Genomic DNA, 15690 nt, shown 5'->3' on the forward strand with positions numbered 1-15690 from the left:
CTCGAGGCTATGAAGTTGGCGTGAAGCTGCAACGCACAGCGGGCAGATGAAACCCTGTCAAGGAGAAAAGCAGGAAAGCGCATGACAATTCGGTTTACAGTGTGAAAAATGCCCGTTTTCCCAGGGCAAAACCGTCTGAGAGCCCATGTTGCCTTCCGAAATTTTCCAGTCCTGCATCGATGACGCCATTGCCCGCTCGGACGAGTTGATGCGCTCGGTCGTGCGCCAGGTCATCGAGGCGCTGGAACAGCAGGCCGAAGCGGCGGGCAACGGGCGGGATCGGCAGCAGTTCTCCGACATGAGTCACGCGCTGCGGCAGAACGAAGGTCGACTGATCCAGGCCTTCGTCGAGCGCTTTCATCAGGTGCTCGACGAAGAAATTCTCGGCCAGAAGCCGGTCACGCGGCGCGAACTGCAGCTCGAGGCGCTCAGTCTGGTCGATGAATCCGATCTCGAGGAAGGGGTGGAAGTCTCGCGCCTCACGCACATGCTCGAATCCGAAGCCCAGTGGGAGGTGCGCGATCTGGGCGCGCGGCTCGACAGCCTGCGCGCGGGCGAACACGCCGCGCCGCAGACCAACCCGCTGCGGCCCGAGGTGTTCAGCAAATCGCTGCACCACGCGCTCGGCGTGGTCGATCTCGACGCGGAAGAGCGCCTGGGGCTGCTGCGAGCTTTCGGCAAGGGCATGTCGGCCGCACTCAAAGACACCTACTCGCTCTACAACAAACGTCTGGCTGAACTGCAGGTCGAGCCTGCGCAATACCGTCAGCAGCGCCGCGCGCCCGCACGCAGCGCCGCCGCCACAGCGGTGGACGAGCAGGCGCTGGTCAACGCCGCGCAAACCGGCGCGGAGCTGCATCTGGACGCCTTGCAGCAATTGCTCGCCGGGCGTTTCGCTGCGGCGCCATCGGGCGCGCCGGACGGAGGCCAAAGCAGCTTTGCGTCCTCCGGCTTCGGCCCCACCGGCCCGACTGGCCCTGCGGCTTCGGGCTTCGGCCCCTCGGTGTTCGGTCAGGCGTATGGCCTCAACCCGCAGTTGCGCGATGCGCTCGATCGTCTGCTGCTGACCGACCGTTTGGGGCTGCGCGAGGTGAACTGGCGCGACGAGCCCGCCGCCTCCGCCGCGACGGTGAACCTCATCGAGCAGCATCGGCAAAGCCTCTACGAGGTCGCCAACCGGCCGCTGGAGCGGCTCACCATCGACGTGGTCTCGCTGCTGTTCGATCACATCCTGGCCGACCCCAAGCTGCTGCCTGCGGTCAAAGCTCAGTTGGCGCGGCTGCAAATCCCGGTGCTGCGTCTGGGTCTGCGCGACGCCAGCCTGTTTTCCTCGCGCAATCACCCGACGCGCAAACTGCTCAACCGCGTGGCCGAATACAGCGCGGGTTTTTCCAGCGTGGAAGAGCCCGCGGCCCAGCGCTTCCTGCCGTTTCTGTCGCGCATGGTCGAGGCCGTGGTCAACGCCGAGGAAGACGACGCCACGGTGTTCGAGCAACAACTCGCCGATCTGCAGCGCCATATCGCCGAGAGCGCCGCCGCGGTGGAGCAGCAACAGGCCGATGCGGTCGATGCGCTGCGCCGCGCCGAGTTCCGCAGCCTGCTGCACGGCGCGCTGTACCGGCATCTGCACGAGGTGTTCGCCCGGCTGCACACCCATCCCCAGTTGCGCGAATTCATGCTCGAGCATTGGTCCACGGTGCTGGCCGAATCCGTGCTGCGCTTTGGGGAAGATGCCGAGATCACCCAGACCTACAAGCAGACCGCCAGCGATCTGATCTGGAGCGTGCAGCCCAAGACCGCCGAAGCGGATCGCAAGGCGCTGCTCAAACTGCTGCCCACGCTGGTGCAACGGCTGGGCCAAGGCCTCGACCTGATTTCCTTGCCCACCGACAAACGCCAGGAGTTCATGTCCTGGCTGATGGACGCCCAGGCGCAGGCCATACGCGGTCAGGGCGAGGCGCAGCAGGCCACCTCGCGCGACGACGCCCTGCTGCTGCAGCGCGAATGGTCGCGGCTGCTGCACCCGCAGACCAATGCGGCGGCGGCCGCCGCCATGCCCGAAGCGCTGGTGCGTAACGAAGAAAAACTCACCAGCGGGCTGATCGAAGCCAGCGACGTGCCCGCCGAGTCGCAACCCATCGCGGCGGAGGCGGCCGATTCGCAGCAAGGCCCGGCCAGCGTGCCGCCAGGCGAGCCTGCGCTGCTCTCGCCCTCCGCGCTGCTCTCACCCTCCGAAGTGGCGGGGCTGATCGCCTCGCTCGACATCGGCACCTGGGTGCAGTTGCAGATTCAGGGGCGCAACGCGCGTGCGCAACTGACCTGGCGCAGTCCGCAAGGGCTGTTTTATATGTTCTCCAGCAAGGTGGGCGGCCGGGCGCATTCCATGACCCGCCGCGCGCTGGAGCGCATGGCCGCGCAGGGCCTCATCCTGCCGCTGGAAGCGCAGGGTCTGATGGATCGCGCCATGCAGGGCGTGGCCGAGCAATTGCGCGAACGCCAGTCTGGCGAATCCGGCTGAACCGGCCTGGCCTGAGACCGCGGGCGCGCTGCGTTTACACCTGAAAACACGGCGCTTCGGCTCACTTCGTTATATTTCGTGAAACATCGCGTTGAGCGCACAGTTGCGCTCGATCCGCCTGTTCTCGAATATCTACCAAGGAGCCATTGATGCATCGTCGTATTCTGTTGAAACTCTCCCTCGCAACCACCATCGGCCTGGGCGGCATGACGGTCGCCTCGGCGGCCGAGCCGGTTTTGTCGGTGGCCTATGCCGGCTCGATGGGCGCCTTGATGGATAAGGCGCTCGGCCCGGCCATCGCCAAGCAGGCCAAGGTGCAGTATCAGGGTCAGGGCGCCGGAGCGTTCGGCCTGGCGCACCTGATCGCGGCCAAGCAGATCAACCCCGATGTGTTCGTCTCCATCACTCCCGGCCCCATCGAGGTGCTGCAAAAAGCCGGGTTGATCGACACCGCCGTGCCGGTGGCCAGTACGCAGATGGTGATTGCCTACAGCGACAAGAGCAAGTTCGCTGCCGACTTCAAGGCCGCTGCCGCCGGGAAGATGCCCTGGTACGAAGTGCTCGAAAAACCGGGCCTGCACTTTGGCCGCACCGACCCGAAAACCGACCCGCAGGGCCGCAATATCGTGTTCACCATGCTGCTGGCGCAAGAGTTTTACAAGCAGCCGGGACTGGCCGACAAGATTCTGGGCAAGGTCGAAAACGAGCAGCAAATTTTCACCGAGCCCTCGCTGCTCTCGCGCCTGGAGTCGGGCCAGCTCGACGCCACTTCGGGCTATTTGAGCGCGGTGATTTCGCACAAGCTGCCCTACATCAAGCTGCCCGCAGAGATCAATCTCAGCGATCCCGCCATGATCGAAAAGTGGTACAGCAAGGTGCATTTCGACATCAAGCTCCCCAACGGCAAGACCGACACCCTGTCCACCCAGCCGTTGGTGTTTTATGCCGCGGTGCTGAAAAACGCGCCCAATCCCAAGGCGGGCGCGGCTTTCGTCAAGTTGATGACCAGCGCCGAGGGCCAGGCCTTGTTCAAACAATACGGCTATAGCGCCCCCAAGGGCGGCGATCTCCATCCGGCTCATTGACTCGTGTTCTGAGCTTCGGGCTGCGACGACAATGACGGCATGACCCTGACCCCGCTGGACACCGCCGCAGCCCCGTTCTTTGCGCCGCACGCCAAGCAGGCGCCCGCGCGACGCGCGTGGATCGTGGCGGGCGCCGGGCTGGCCGGGCTGCTGTTTCTCAGTCTGCCCTTTGCCGGGCTGTTCATCAGCACGCCGTGGCAGACGCTGCATCTGCAGCAAGGCGACCTGGGCTCGCTCTGGGTGTCGGTGAGCTACAGCCTGATCGCCGTGGCCATCGTGGTGATGTTTGCCACGCCGGTGGCCTGGTGGCTGGCCCGGCACGACTTTCGCGGCAAGTGGATCATGGAGATGTTGGTGCTGCTGCCGCTGCTCACGCCGCCGCTGGCCATGGGCCTGTTGCTGTCGATGAGTTACGGGCCGTACAGCTGGATCGGCCAGCCGCTGAATCATCTCGGCCTCAGTCTCACCAACACGCCCTCGGCCTTTTTGCTGGCGCAGGTCTATGGCAGCGCGCCGTATTTCATCGTCGCCGCGCGCTCGGCGTTTGAGGGGGTGCCGCGCGAGCTTGAGCAGATTTCGCTCACTCTGGGGCAGTCGCCCTGGCGCACTTTCTGGCGCATTACCGTGCCGCTTTCGGGGCTGGGTCTGGCCGCAGGGGTGGCGCTGGCCTGGGTGCGGGCATTGGGTGAGTTCGGCATTGTGCTGATCGTGGCGTATTACCCGCAGGGCATTCCGGTGAAGCTGTGGGTCAACCTGCAAGACACCGGCCTGCCCGCGGTGTACCCGCTGCTCTGGCTGTTCTTCCTCATCGGCCTGCCCCTGCCCCTGTTGCTCGGCGCGCTGTCGCGGCGCGGGCCGCGCGGCGGCTGAACCTTGCCTGAGCCTTGCCTGAACCCACTGCCGGACATCATGCCCTCGCCCGCCAGCCTGCACGTCAATATCCAGATCCGCCAGCCGATCACGCTCGACGTCGATTTCGAGGTGCACGGCTTCACCGCTCTGCTCGGCTCCAGCGGCGAAGGCAAGTCCACGGTGCTGAAGGCGCTGGCGGGGCTCATTCCCAGCCAGGGCCCGCCTTTCGGCGCCCTGCCGCCGCAGCGTCGGCCCGTGGGCTATCTGCCGCAGGGGTATGCGCTGTTTCCGCATTTGCGCGCCTGGGAGAACGTGGCCTATGCGCTGGGCGGGGCGCTGGGCTCTCAGCGGCAGGCGGCCGTCAAGTTATTGCAGTCGGTCGGGCTGGCGCAGCAGACCGAGCTGCGCCCCGCCCAGCTTTCGGGCGGACAGCAGCAGCGCGTGGCGCTGGCCCGGGCGCTGGCGCGGCAGCCGCAGGTGCTGTTGCTCGACGAGCCCACTTCGGCGCTCGATGCCAGCACCCGCGACGACATCATGGCCGAGCTGGTGTCGCGCATGCACCAGCTCTCCATGCCGGCGCTGGCCGCCACGCACGATGCCAGCCTGGCGGCCATGTCGGACTGGGTGGTGCTGCTCTCGGGTCGGCAGGTCATTCAGCAGGGGCCGCCTGCCGAGGTGTTTGCGCATCCGGCCAATCAGTCGGCTGCGGCGCTGCTGGGCGTGCGCAACCGCTTTACCGCGCGGGTGCTGCGCCACGCGGTTGAGCGCGGGCTGACGCTGTTGCAGTGGGAAGAAGGCGGGCTGCCGCTGTGGGCGCCCTTGATGGCGTCGAGCGAGATCGGCGGCTTGGTGGACTGGGCCGTGTCGCCCGACGAGGTGCGTCTGCCCCCGCTCAAACCGGGCCAGTCCGCCGATCTGGAAAACCCGGTCTCAGGCCAGATCGAGCACCTGGTGGTTCAGGGCGCGAGCGCAACTCTGGCCATGCGCTGCGGCGACGCCCGGCTGTGGCTGCGCGCCCCGCTGCGGCTGATTGCCCACCACGGCCTGCGCGCGGGCGCGCCCGTGGTGGCGCATCTGCGCGCCGAGCATCTGATGTGCTGGCCGCACTGAAGCGCTTCCTGAAGCCTCACTCGCGCAGCAGCTTTTGCAGCACGTCGAGGTCGGGCTGAATGGCCCTGAGCGCCTTGCGTTCCATGCGCCGGTAGATCGACAGCACCTCGCGCCCCAGCGGGGTGAGCTGCGCACCGCCTCCGCCCGCGCCTCCCTTGGAGGCTTCGACCAACGGCTCTTTGTAAGCCTGATTGACGCTGTGAATCAGCAGCCAGGCGCGGCGGTAACTCATGTCGAGCGCCCGCCCGGCGGCTGAAATCGAGCCAGTGCGCTCCAGCGCTTCGAGCAGCGCGGCCTTGCCGGGCCCGAGCGCCGTGCCTTGTTTGATCTGCAAGCGCACCCTCGCCGTATCCGCGGGTGGCAGGGGCGCTTTGTCGTCTGCTGTGCCGTTCTCGTTCATGCATATAGCGTAGCGCTTCGCCGACGCCTACGGTTCAGTGCTGAACACGTGCAGCGGGCAGCCCATCCGGTACCGCTGCCAGAGTCTGCACCACATCGAGCCCGTAGCGGTCGCCCATGCCGAGTTCGACCTGCAGCGGCAGGCCATCGCTTTGCCGCAGCCAGATGCGCAAAGTGGCACTGCTCTGCGCGCTGTGAGCGTCGAGCAGAGTGCACGCCACCTCCTGGCCCTGCCATTTCAACGTGATGCGCTGCGGCGTGATGTGAGCCGTCTGCACCTTGTCATTGATGAGCAAGGGCACGGTGAAGGCGCGGGTAGGCAGCGGGCGCTGCAGATACCCCCAGCTCAGCGTCAGCGGATCGGTGAGCCCGGGCGGCGCGGGCTGCGTCGTTGCCGTCGATTCCGCCGGCGCTGACGCCGCCTCACCGGCAGTCGTCACTTGCATACGCCCATGCTCGATCTGCATCAGCGTGGCCGGGCTATCCCCCCGCTGATTGCTGGCCGAAAGCAGCTCGGGCCTGCCGTCGCGCACTTCTCCGCTTGCACCGCGCACCCAGTGCAGCCGACGCAGCAGCACGGCAAGCGCGCCCCGCGGCGTGAGGGTGCTGTCGATGCGGTAGGCGCCGTTGCCCTGCGCAGGCCAGCTCACCTGGTCTTGCGCGGTGGCCACGCCCTCCTGTCCGCCCAGCCCGCCGAGCAAGACCAGCCATTGCGCGCCGCGAGAGTCTTTGCCTTGACCGTCATTTTTCAGAGTGACGCGCCATTCGGCCTGGAAATGGACGAATTCCGGGACCGGTTGCGCGTTAACGGAAGGCATTGGCTGCACCACGAATGCAAACAACAGCCCGGCGATCACTTTGTGGTCGCGCCAAATGGAGAGAAAGCTCCTGCGTTTGATCGATTTGATGAACATGGATGGTTAACGAAAACTCAGGCGCGATGTTGACACGCCGAAGCAAGGTCACTTGATCGGCAACAGGTTTTGCCACACTTTGACACATCAAATTTCACTGATCTTTCGTATTCTGCTGTACTGAACGCTCGAGATAGATGGTTGTTGCTTTGTCGTTTTTCTTTTCTCGAAGCAGCCCTGCACCCTCAGTCTGTGCCACCATTTCATGAGCCCCGCTTCTGCTAGATCACCCCACAAAAACCTGCCTGTACAACCGGCCGATCAACTATCCATTGGAACGGAGGATTTGAACCGCGCTCCCGGCGGAATCCACCCGCGGACTGTGTTCATTTTGCTGCTGGCGTTAGGGATCGGCGTCGCGGCAGAGTTGATTGCACAACTGCTCATGGCGCTGATCGGGCTCGTCACACACCTTAGCTTCCAGGGCCGCATCGGCTGGAGTCTGGTAAGCCCAACGGACACCGTACTGGGCGCTTGGATCATTGGCGTACCCATCATCGGCGGCCTCATCGTAGGCGTCATGGCGCGATATGGATCTGCCGCTATTCGCGGCCATGGCATCCCGGAGGCCATGGAACAGGTGTTGGTCAATCGCAGCCGCATTTCGCTGCGCGTGCTCTTTCTCAAACCCCTGTCAGCGGCTATTTCCATTGGCACTGGCGGACCATTTGGCGCCGAAGGGCCGATCATTGCCACCGGCGGCGCCTTGGGTTCGGTGGTGGGCCAATGGATCTCCATCACCCCCAACGAGCGCAAGGTCCTGTTGGTCGCAGGCGCCGGCGATCGAATTGCTGCTGTTCGAGTTCAGCCCAGCCGCGTTGCTGCCGGTGCTGGCCGCCTGCGTTTCTGCTGAAATCGTGCGCACGCTGTTCGTAGGCGCTACGCCGTTTTTTGTCATGCCCCCGCTGGCTTGGCCGCAAGCCCCAGCCTTACTGGCCTGCGTACCCCTTGGGGCTGTGGTCGGACTTGCAGCCGTGCTTGTTACCCAAGGCGTCTATGCGGTGGAAGATGCGTTCGATCATTTGCCAGTCCACTGGATGTGGTGGCCTGCCATAGGCGCGGTGGCAGTAGGCCTGATTGGTTGGTGGCAACCAAGAACCTTGGGCGTGGGATACGGCAACATCACGGACGCACTTTCAGGCAATCTCCTCGGTCCTGCACTTTGGCTGCTCGGTGCGGCCAAGTTGGTTTCGTGGACCATCGCGTTGGGTAGTGGAACCTCTGGGGGCACGCTGGCTCCGTTAATGACCATAGGCGCCTGCCTGGGCGCGGCTCTGGGTCATATCAGCGCTGTCATGTTCCCGCAACTCGGCCTGAGCCCAAACCTGGCAGCTCTAGTGGGAATGGCCGCCATTTTCGCGGGTTCTTCCCGCGCCCTTTTTATGTCAGTGATATTTGCTCTAGAAACCACTTGGCAGGTAGCAGGGCTGCTCCCACTTCTCATTGGTTGCGGCACGGCTTTTCTCGTATCCAGTCTGCTGATGCGTCAAACCATCATGACGGAGAAAATCAGCCGCCGCGGGCTGCACGTACCCCATTCGTACCAAGCCGATCCACTGACTCAGGCCCGCGTGAGCGACTATGCCAGCCTCAAGCCGGTCACATTACTGGCAACGCAAAGTGTGGCCGAAGTGCGGGCTTGGTTGGACACTCACGCGCCGGGAAGTTATCACCAAGGCTACGCCGTCGTCGATGCAAACGGCGCGGCCCTTGGCGTGATCACGCGCAAAAGTTTGTATGGCGCTGACATTGATGCCACGCAGCAATTGGGAAGCTTAGTCAGAGACCCCGCCGTTTGCGTGAACATGGAAACCACCCTTGCTGAGGCCATCTTGAAACTCTCGGCCCATGACATAGGACGGCTTCCTGTGATAGCGAGTGATGGCTCTGGTCGGGTCGTTGGCATGCTCACGCGAAGCGACATCCTTGCCCTGTGGCGCGAGCGACTATTGGACCAGTTTCAGCGAGGACGTTGAGCCGTGGCCGAGTAGATCTCGACGGATTCGCTGCAGCCCTGAGGCAATCAGATCAAGTTACTTACCTGTTTAGCCGATATTGGTGCAACGCGCCGCCTCATGCTGGCGGTGCCCCTCTACCTCTATTTGCTGGTTGAGTTTCAACGCACAAGGCGCTGTGTCCCTAATCCTTGGCGTAAATCCCCGATCCTTGGTCTCGGGCAGGAAGAACAGGCCGATGACAAAGGTGCCCACGGCCTATGACACGGCCATCTGGTGCAGGCACCTTGCCTGAGCTGCAAGCCGGAGCTGCCCGCAAAAACAGCGTAAAACCAGCTCAATCCAGCAAATCGAAAGCTATCTGTTCCACTTGGAGAAATTCGCGGGTAAAGCCTGCCACCGCACGGTAGAACCGCGCCGCGTGATCGCCCTCGATGGCCTCGCACATCTGGACGCCCCAGGGCTGAATGTGGCGCTGGAACAGATCGCGCTGCCGCGTCAGGTTGCACACCGCAGGGTCGTCCCCCGCAATGAGATAGCGCATGGTTTCGGCGAGGATGGCGAAGTGGTCTTCGCTTTCCCCCAAGTCGATGCGGCGGGCCAGCCCGATGTCCTGCAAATCCGCACGCAGCCGGGCCAGCGGTTTTTCGTGCAGCGCGCCGGCCAGGTAAAACGAGCCATAGACATACACCGCAGGCTGCCCCGTGCCGCCGAACAGGATTTCGAATTCATCCCGAACCTCTTCGGGTGTCACCGCGGCGGCAGTGTTCAGCAAATTGCTCCAGGCCAAGTGCAGCGCGCTTTGGTCAGCATTTTCGACCGCCAACATGCTCGCCAGTTGCGACAGCACTGGTTGCGAGGGCGGCGCGATGAACAGCAGCGCAAGCAATCCCCAGAGATCGGCGCGGGCGGCGTCTTCATCGCTGCCGGGCGCGGCCAGCTCCACATCAGGGTGTTGCATCGACAGAGGTTGCAGCATGGCGATCAGGGCAGGTCGTGAATGGTGGTGTCGGCGCGGGTATGCATGTCGATCACCCGGCAGTCGCTGCACATTTTCAGCCGATTGGCTGCGTCGCCCGCGAAGGCCGGATGACCAGAGAGCTTGACCACCATTTGCTCGATGGCCTGCACCGTACCGAAGGGCTTGCCGCAGCGCACGCAGCGCCAGGGCTGGGCTTCGTTGAGCACCTGTGGCGCGCTGCGCTGAGGCCCCCAAAGCAGACGCGGCTCCAGACGAATGGCGTCTTCCGGGCAGGTCTTGACGCACAAGCCGCACTGCACGCAGTTCTTTTCGATGAAACGCAGTTGCGGCGCCTGGGGGTTGTCGGCCAACGCCCCCGCAGGACAGGCGCCGACACAACTCAGGCACAGGGTGCAGCGGCTGGCGTCCACCCGGATGGCGCCAAGGGGAGAACCCGCGCCATGCGGCAGGGGGATGACGGCCGCGCCCGACGCCACCTCTTGCGCGGGCGCATGGCGGATCAGATGGTCGAGCGCGAGATCGAGCGTGCCGCGCTTCTGCGGTAGGGCGGCGAACTGCGCCTGGATGCTGGGAACCGCACCTGTTGGTCGCGGTGGCGCCAGCAAGGCATCGAGTTCTCGCGCATCGGCAGTCTGCAGCAGACGCAGCCGTGCCCCGCGATAACCCATGCCGTGCAGCAGGGTTTCGGTGAGCTGCATCTGGCCTTGGAGGGCATGGAGGTAGGCCGGGGCTTCAGTGTTGTCGGACAAGACCAGAATCTCTGCCGCGCCCCAGGAAAATGCGGACAGCCAAAGCTCCATGCCCACCGAGGCGATATGCCACAGCGGCACCGCAATAACGTGGGCGGGCAGGCCGCGAACGCGGGGATCTGCCGCAGCGAGCCGACCAAGCTGCCCGATGAGTTCCGCACCCGCCTCTTGGCTGTGGAACAGCAGCGCAGGCCGCTTCAGCCCGGCGCGCTGCGCGGTGAGCAGCAGGGTACGCAGCCGTGCGCCAATTTCCGGTGCGCGCGGGTAGGCATAGGTGAGCGCCCCGGTGGGACACACCGTGGTGCAGGCGCCGCAGCCGACGCATAGATGCGGGTCGATCTCGATCTGCTCGACGAAGGGCTTTTTTTGCGCGGCGGTGGGTAGGATGGAATCGGCCTCGGCGATGGGGGGTGTCTGGTCAGGTCGCAAGCGGGCGCGGCTGTGCACGGCCTGCGCGGAGCAGATGTCGATACAGGCGTGGCAACCCAGCAGGGTGTTACGGGAGTGCGCGCAGAGCTTGGCGTCATACTGAAAAAACCGGGGCTTGTCGAAGCTGCCCTTCAGATCGCGCAGTTCAGTCGCGGCGCGCACTAGCGCCAGCGGGTCGGAGCCCGGGACGTAATAGCCCTGCGGCGGCTGATGCAGCGACAGGCTGGGCTGCGGCTGCAGATCGAGCACCAGATCGACTTGCAGCGTGTCCGCCCGCGGGCCGCGGTTGAAGTCGATGGCGCCGATGGCGCCGCAGGCCTGCACACAATCGCGATGCCCGGTGCAGCGTTGCAGGTCGATCTGGTAGTCCAGTCCGATCGCGCCCTCGGGGCAGGCGGCAAGGCAGGCATTGCAGCGGGTGCAGACATCGAGATCGACCGGATTGGCGCTCTCGATATCCACCTCGAAAGCCCCCAGCCAGCCGCGTACGCTGCGCACGCGCCCGGCATGGACCGGATGTTCATGCTGCAGCGGCAATGCGGCGGGCGCAGCACGTCCACCCGGACGCCCGGTGTCGAGCAGGGTGAGTTCCAGGCCGTCAGCAAGGAGCTTGCGCGCCATGTCCAGAGACTCGGTATCGCCAATGACCAGGCAACGCCCCGCGCTGTGATAGCTCGCAGTCGGCACGGGTTCGGGCTCGGGCAACGCCGCGGCAGCAAGCAGGGCGGCGATTTTCGGGCTGGCAGCCTTGGCCTCACGACTCCAGCCTGCGGTTTCACGGATGTTGACAAACCGGATCGGCCTTACATCGGGCGGTGGCACGCCCTCGGTCTGCGCCGCCAGCGCGGCAAATAGCTTGGCCTCTTGCGTGCAGGCGACGAGCAAGGGCTCGGTGCTCTGAGCGGCCCGCTGAAAGCGCACGATCTCACGGCGACACAGCTGGCTGTGCGGTTCGATGGTCTGGCCCAAAGCGGCAGTCAGTTGCGGGCCGTCCAGCGGCATGGTGTGATTGCAATTGCAGACCAGAGTTTTCATGGGGTGGGAGGTGCTGCGTTCAGAGAGGCGTCTTGGGGCATGTCGGGAGTGGGCGACGAGTCGGGCTGATCTGTGGTGTCGGCCTCATTCGCGGTGGTCGGAGTGCGGTTTTCCGAAGTCGAACCGGGGCACTCGGAAGCCGGTCGCTGCGCTGCGGGCGTTGCAAGGGCGGGGTCTGCCAGGTCGAGCCCCAGATTCGGAGTCAGTTTCAAGCGCGCCAGAAGGCTGGGCGGAACCGGGCTGGGGGTGTTGTAGTCGTCGATATAGGTATCGAGCCCATCCATCACGTTGAACTGCGGATCGGCGAACAGCTTGCGCAGGGCGGCACGGCGCACGCCCTCGTCCACACCTTTGGCGATGAACCGTGTCAGATCGGCGGTGTGATCGAGCGCTTGCAGCTCGTCCAGCGTGGGCGGTGGCGGCTGATCGTTTGCAGGCGCAGGAACAGGTTCGGGAACAGCGGCAAGTTCCTCACCCTTGTCCGGCGCAGGGGAGGCGGGCGCCGCTGCGGGAACGGAATCTGTCCCGGCCTGCAATTTGCGCCGCGACCAGCGCGATAGAAAACCGCGGTCTTCGGGAGAACTGGCTTCACTCATGGACAACAGACCGGTGGATCGTCTCCGTCGGCGCTAGGACTTGGCGCCTTGCTGCACGATACATCGCGTTCATCAGGGGCCAGAAAGCTTTGCGGACGGCGGCGCTTGCGTGGTTCGGGCTTGTAATGCAGCGAGGAAAAATCGGCCAGCCAGTTGGCCACCGCGGCCGGCAGCGGTGCAATCTCGATGGTTTCGCCGGCATCCATCCAGCGGGCCGCTTCGTTGTAGGACAGAGTCACCGCCTGAATGACGGGCAAGCCTTCGGGCGCATGGCGCGGATCGTCGCATTCCGGCTCTGCCGCTGGCGTCCACCAGACAAACCAGCTGGGCTGCGGCGAGGTGAGGTTGAGGTGATAGCCCTCCGCCTCGTCCCGGAACAGTTGCACGCTGAAGCCGGGATACAACCATTGCGACTGCGCCCCGCTCCACTCCAGACAGATGGGCGCAGATTCCAGCGCCACACGGCCTGCCGTCGCAGGCAGGACATCGCGCAGACCCCAGCGCCAGCGCTGCCAGCGATTGTTGAGCTGGTCGCGCTGCATGAGCACGGCGATGGGCCATGCGGCAGGCGCGGAAACCGGTGCGCTCATGCCGATAACCGCTCCAGCGGCTCAGCAACAAAACGCTCAGGCGCGGTGTATTGCAGAAAGTGGCGATTGGTGCAGCGAGCGAACAGGGCGATGCCCAGGCGTTCGGCGATGTCATAGCCCATTTGCGTCACGCCCGATCGAGAAACCAGGATGGACACCCCCATCAACGCACATTTGATGACCATTTCCGAGGTCAATCGGCCTGTGGTGTAAAACACTTTGCCCTGGCCGCCCACGCCGTGCAACCACATCCAGCCAGAGATTGCGTCCACTGCATTGTGGCGGCCCACATCCTCGGTGAACATCAGCAGGCGGCTGCCCTCGAACAGGGCGCAGCCATGCACCGAGCCGGCTAATTTGTAGAGCGAATCATGCAGGCGCATGACATTGAGCAGCGCATATAGCTCGCTTTGACTGATCCGGGTTTCAGCATCAAGCGCCGCGTTGTCCACTTCGTCCATCAGGCTGGCATAGACCGTGCCCTGTCCGCAGCCCGTGGTGACCACGCGCCGACCTGCGGTGCGCTGCGTCAAATCCGCAATGCCGCTGCGGCTGGTGATGGAGCAGGCCTCCACCTCCCAATCGATCTGCACGGAGGCAATATCGGCGATCGAGTGCACCAGACGCTGATTGCGTAGATAACCCAGCGCCAGCAACTCGGGGGCCGCGCCCACGGTCATCAGGGTGACGAGCTCCTGCTTGTCGAGATACAGCGTCAACGGCCTCTCCGCTGGAATGTGAACGTCCTGCGTTTCCCCAAATTCGTTGCGTACCCTCACACCTCGGGTGAGGGCCTCTCGCGCCTGGCTGAGTTGCGGAAGACGAGGCGGCAATGCAGACGCAGTGACGTGTTGCGAAGACACTAATTCAGATTGGGCCATCAATACATTCTTCTCGGGCGGTTGCAAATCAAGGCGTGACAGCCTGTCGGCCCACGTGTCGACGCCCAAACGCTGCTCCTTATTTCTGCGCGGCGGCTGCCGGGGCGGCTGCTTCAGATTGTGCGGCCACATACGGCCCGGGGTTCACACAGGGCGGGGTGGCAACCGGCGGCTGGGTCGCCTTGCCTTGTTCCTTGGCCTGAGCGTAATAAAACGCCGCCACTTTATCCTGGGTTTGACACAACTGATAAGCAGCCACCTTGTCAGCCCATTTAGCTTTGGCTGCGGCTTCTTCTGCCTTGGCCTTGGCTTCCGGGCTGGGCGGCGGCAACTTGGCCCACGCCGTTGCGCCGCAAGCCAGCGAGACGGCCACTATTAGTCCACGCATGCATCGCATCATCATCTCCTCAAGCCTTGGGTTTGATCACGGGCACTGGCGCCTGCGCGTTGGGGCCGCTGCGTTGGGCGGGGATTTTTCCGGACTTGATCGCATCCAGCCAGAGCGTGTGGTGCTGCTTCGCCCAGCTCTCGTCCACATAACCAGTACGCATGCCATCGAGCGCGCCCTCCGTGCCAACGCTGCCGATGTAGATGTGGCCGAAGGCCATGGCCATGAACAAAATGGTGGCTGAGGCGTGGACGATTTCGGCCACCTGCATGGCGCTGCGGGTGTAGGGGAAGTTGGGCACCAGTTTGTCGAGCACCAGGCCCGATGCCACTGCCAACAGACCCAAGAACAGCACCCCGACCCAGAACCAGATTTTCTCGCCCGCATTGAACCGCGCGGATGGTGCTTCGCCGCCGCCAAACAAACCGCCCCCCTTTGCGAGCCAGGCCAGGTCGCTCTTGCTCGGCAGGTTGTCGCGCACGAAGGTCAGCAGCACGATCACCAGCGATAGCCCGAACAGCGGCCCGATGAAGTTGTGGATGGTCTTGAGCGCGTAGGTGAGCCAGCCGAAAAACGCCGAACCCAGAATGGGAAGCAGGAAGAATTTGCCAAACATGATGACGATTCCCGATACCGCTAGGGCGATGAACGAGAACGCCAGCACCCAGTGCATGAAACGCTCGAACGGCGTGAAACGCTCGATCTTGCGTCCCGTGGGTTTGTGCTCCAGCCGGATTTTTCCGCGGAACAAGTAGAACGCGCCAATACCCACCAGAGCGAGGATCAGCAGCCAGCCGCCGACTGGAATGAGCAGCAGATTACGGGTCTGCCGCCACGCTTCGCCTGCCGAGGTAAAGGCTGAGCCGGGATACGCCGTTTGCGGCTGAATCAGCACCCCGGCTTCGGGGTCGGGCAGGCTGGAGAAACCGGCTTGCTGCTTGATTTCGCGCCACATGGGTGCGTTATTGCCAGGCTGCACTTGCGCACGCTCGCCATTGGTTTGCTGCAGATAGCCGGGGATGGTTGAAGCGCCCGGAGGGGCCGCAGCTTGATCTGCGCGCTGCGCCGTGCCAGTCTGTGGCCCCGGGGTGAGCGTTGCTGGCGCATCCGCCGCGAGCGCAGCAGACGCGCCCAAACTCACGCTCAAGCCCAGCGCAAGAGCAGCAACAAAAGCGGCAACAAAACGGGATGTGACTCTGAACATGGC

Annotated in this window: 14 protein-coding genes and 1 pseudogene; 6 read left to right on the forward strand and 9 right to left on the reverse strand. The window is 64.2% G+C overall.

Features of this window, described 5'->3' with window-relative positions; genetic code table 11:
* Positions 1 to 145 precede the first annotated feature (145 nt).
* The 4 genes from ABT24_RS11970 to ABT24_RS11985 all read left to right on the forward strand — a co-directional run bounded on the left by ABT24_RS11970 (position 146) and on the right by ABT24_RS11985 (position 5565).
* The gene (locus tag ABT24_RS11970; RefSeq protein ID WP_276730866.1) at positions 146 to 2518 is read left to right on the forward strand and encodes a DUF1631 family protein; all 2373 of its coding nucleotides are present in this window, start codon (positions 146 to 148) and stop codon (positions 2516 to 2518) included.
* A gap of 149 nt (positions 2519 to 2667) precedes the next feature.
* A complete protein-coding gene (locus ABT24_RS11975) occupies positions 2668 to 3603 on the forward strand; it encodes an extracellular solute-binding protein (protein WP_276730869.1) in 936 nt (311 codons plus the stop codon).
* 39 nt (positions 3604 to 3642) lie between these two features.
* The gene (locus tag ABT24_RS11980) at positions 3643 to 4473 is read left to right on the forward strand and encodes an ABC transporter permease (RefSeq protein ID WP_276730870.1); all 831 of its coding nucleotides are present in this window, start codon (positions 3643 to 3645) and stop codon (positions 4471 to 4473) included.
* 39 nt (positions 4474 to 4512) lie between these two features.
* On the forward strand, positions 4513 to 5565 hold the full coding sequence (locus ABT24_RS11985; RefSeq protein WP_276730871.1) for an ABC transporter ATP-binding protein: 1053 nt from the start codon (positions 4513 to 4515) through the stop codon (positions 5563 to 5565).
* 16 nt (positions 5566 to 5581) lie between these two features.
* Here ABT24_RS11985 and ABT24_RS11990 read toward each other — a convergent pair whose 3' ends face one another.
* Together ABT24_RS11990 and ABT24_RS11995 are read right to left on the reverse strand one after the other, a co-directional pair.
* Positions 5582 to 5965, reverse strand: a complete 384-nt coding sequence (locus tag ABT24_RS11990; protein WP_013107334.1) for a winged helix-turn-helix domain-containing protein — start codon at positions 5963 to 5965, stop codon at positions 5582 to 5584.
* A gap of 34 nt (positions 5966 to 5999) precedes the next feature.
* On the reverse strand, positions 6000 to 6782 hold the full coding sequence (locus ABT24_RS11995) for a hypothetical protein (RefSeq protein ID WP_286737888.1): 783 nt from the start codon (positions 6780 to 6782) through the stop codon (positions 6000 to 6002).
* Between the two features lie 616 nt (positions 6783 to 7398).
* Between ABT24_RS11995 and ABT24_RS12000 the strand changes: the two are divergent.
* Positions 7399 to 8290, forward strand: a pseudogene (locus ABT24_RS12000) (chloride channel protein); the annotation flags it as partial.
* 393 nt (positions 8291 to 8683) lie between these two features.
* Complete coding sequence (locus tag ABT24_RS12005; protein WP_286737898.1) at positions 8684 to 8854, forward strand: CBS domain-containing protein; 171 nt, start codon at positions 8684 to 8686, stop codon at positions 8852 to 8854.
* A gap of 316 nt (positions 8855 to 9170) precedes the next feature.
* Here the strand turns inward: ABT24_RS12005 and ABT24_RS12010 are convergent, their stop codons facing one another.
* From ABT24_RS12010 to ABT24_RS12040, 7 genes are all read right to left on the reverse strand, one after another.
* Positions 9171 to 9812 (reverse strand): TorD/DmsD family molecular chaperone, encoded by a 642-nt coding sequence (locus tag ABT24_RS12010; protein ID WP_276730876.1) that lies wholly within the window; start codon positions 9810 to 9812, stop codon positions 9171 to 9173.
* 5 nt (positions 9813 to 9817) lie between these two features.
* Positions 9818 to 12028 carry a 4Fe-4S dicluster domain-containing protein gene (locus ABT24_RS12015; RefSeq protein WP_276730877.1) on the reverse strand — a complete coding sequence of 737 codons (2211 nt, stop codon included), beginning with the start codon at positions 12026 to 12028 and terminating at the stop codon, positions 9818 to 9820.
* Complete coding sequence (locus tag ABT24_RS12020) at positions 12025 to 12624, reverse strand: DUF3306 domain-containing protein (RefSeq protein WP_013107339.1); 600 nt, start codon at positions 12622 to 12624, stop codon at positions 12025 to 12027. The genes ABT24_RS12015 and ABT24_RS12020 overlap by 4 nt, the downstream gene beginning before the upstream one ends.
* Positions 12621 to 13214, reverse strand: coding sequence for a DUF3305 domain-containing protein (locus tag ABT24_RS12025; RefSeq protein WP_013107340.1), 594 nt, complete (start codon positions 13212 to 13214; stop codon positions 12621 to 12623). Before ABT24_RS12025 ends, ABT24_RS12020 begins: the two co-directional genes overlap by 4 nt.
* A complete protein-coding gene (locus ABT24_RS12030) occupies positions 13211 to 14095 on the reverse strand; it encodes a formate dehydrogenase accessory sulfurtransferase FdhD (RefSeq protein WP_276730878.1) in 885 nt (294 codons plus the stop codon). The genes ABT24_RS12025 and ABT24_RS12030 overlap by 4 nt, the downstream gene beginning before the upstream one ends.
* 79 nt (positions 14096 to 14174) lie before the next feature.
* Positions 14175 to 14483: a hypothetical protein gene (locus tag ABT24_RS12035; protein ID WP_231836243.1), complete on the reverse strand. Its 309-nt coding sequence runs from the start codon at positions 14481 to 14483 to the stop codon at positions 14175 to 14177.
* 19 nt (positions 14484 to 14502) lie between these two features.
* Positions 14503 to 15687, reverse strand: coding sequence for a formate dehydrogenase subunit gamma (locus ABT24_RS12040; RefSeq protein WP_013107343.1), 1185 nt, complete (start codon positions 15685 to 15687; stop codon positions 14503 to 14505).
* Positions 15688 to 15690 lie beyond the last annotated feature (3 nt).

Origin of the sequence: Thiomonas sp. SCN 64-16 (genome assembly GCF_001725585.1) — a bacterium.
Taxonomy (GTDB): domain Bacteria; phylum Pseudomonadota; class Gammaproteobacteria; order Burkholderiales; family Burkholderiaceae_C; genus Thiomonas; species Thiomonas arsenitoxydans.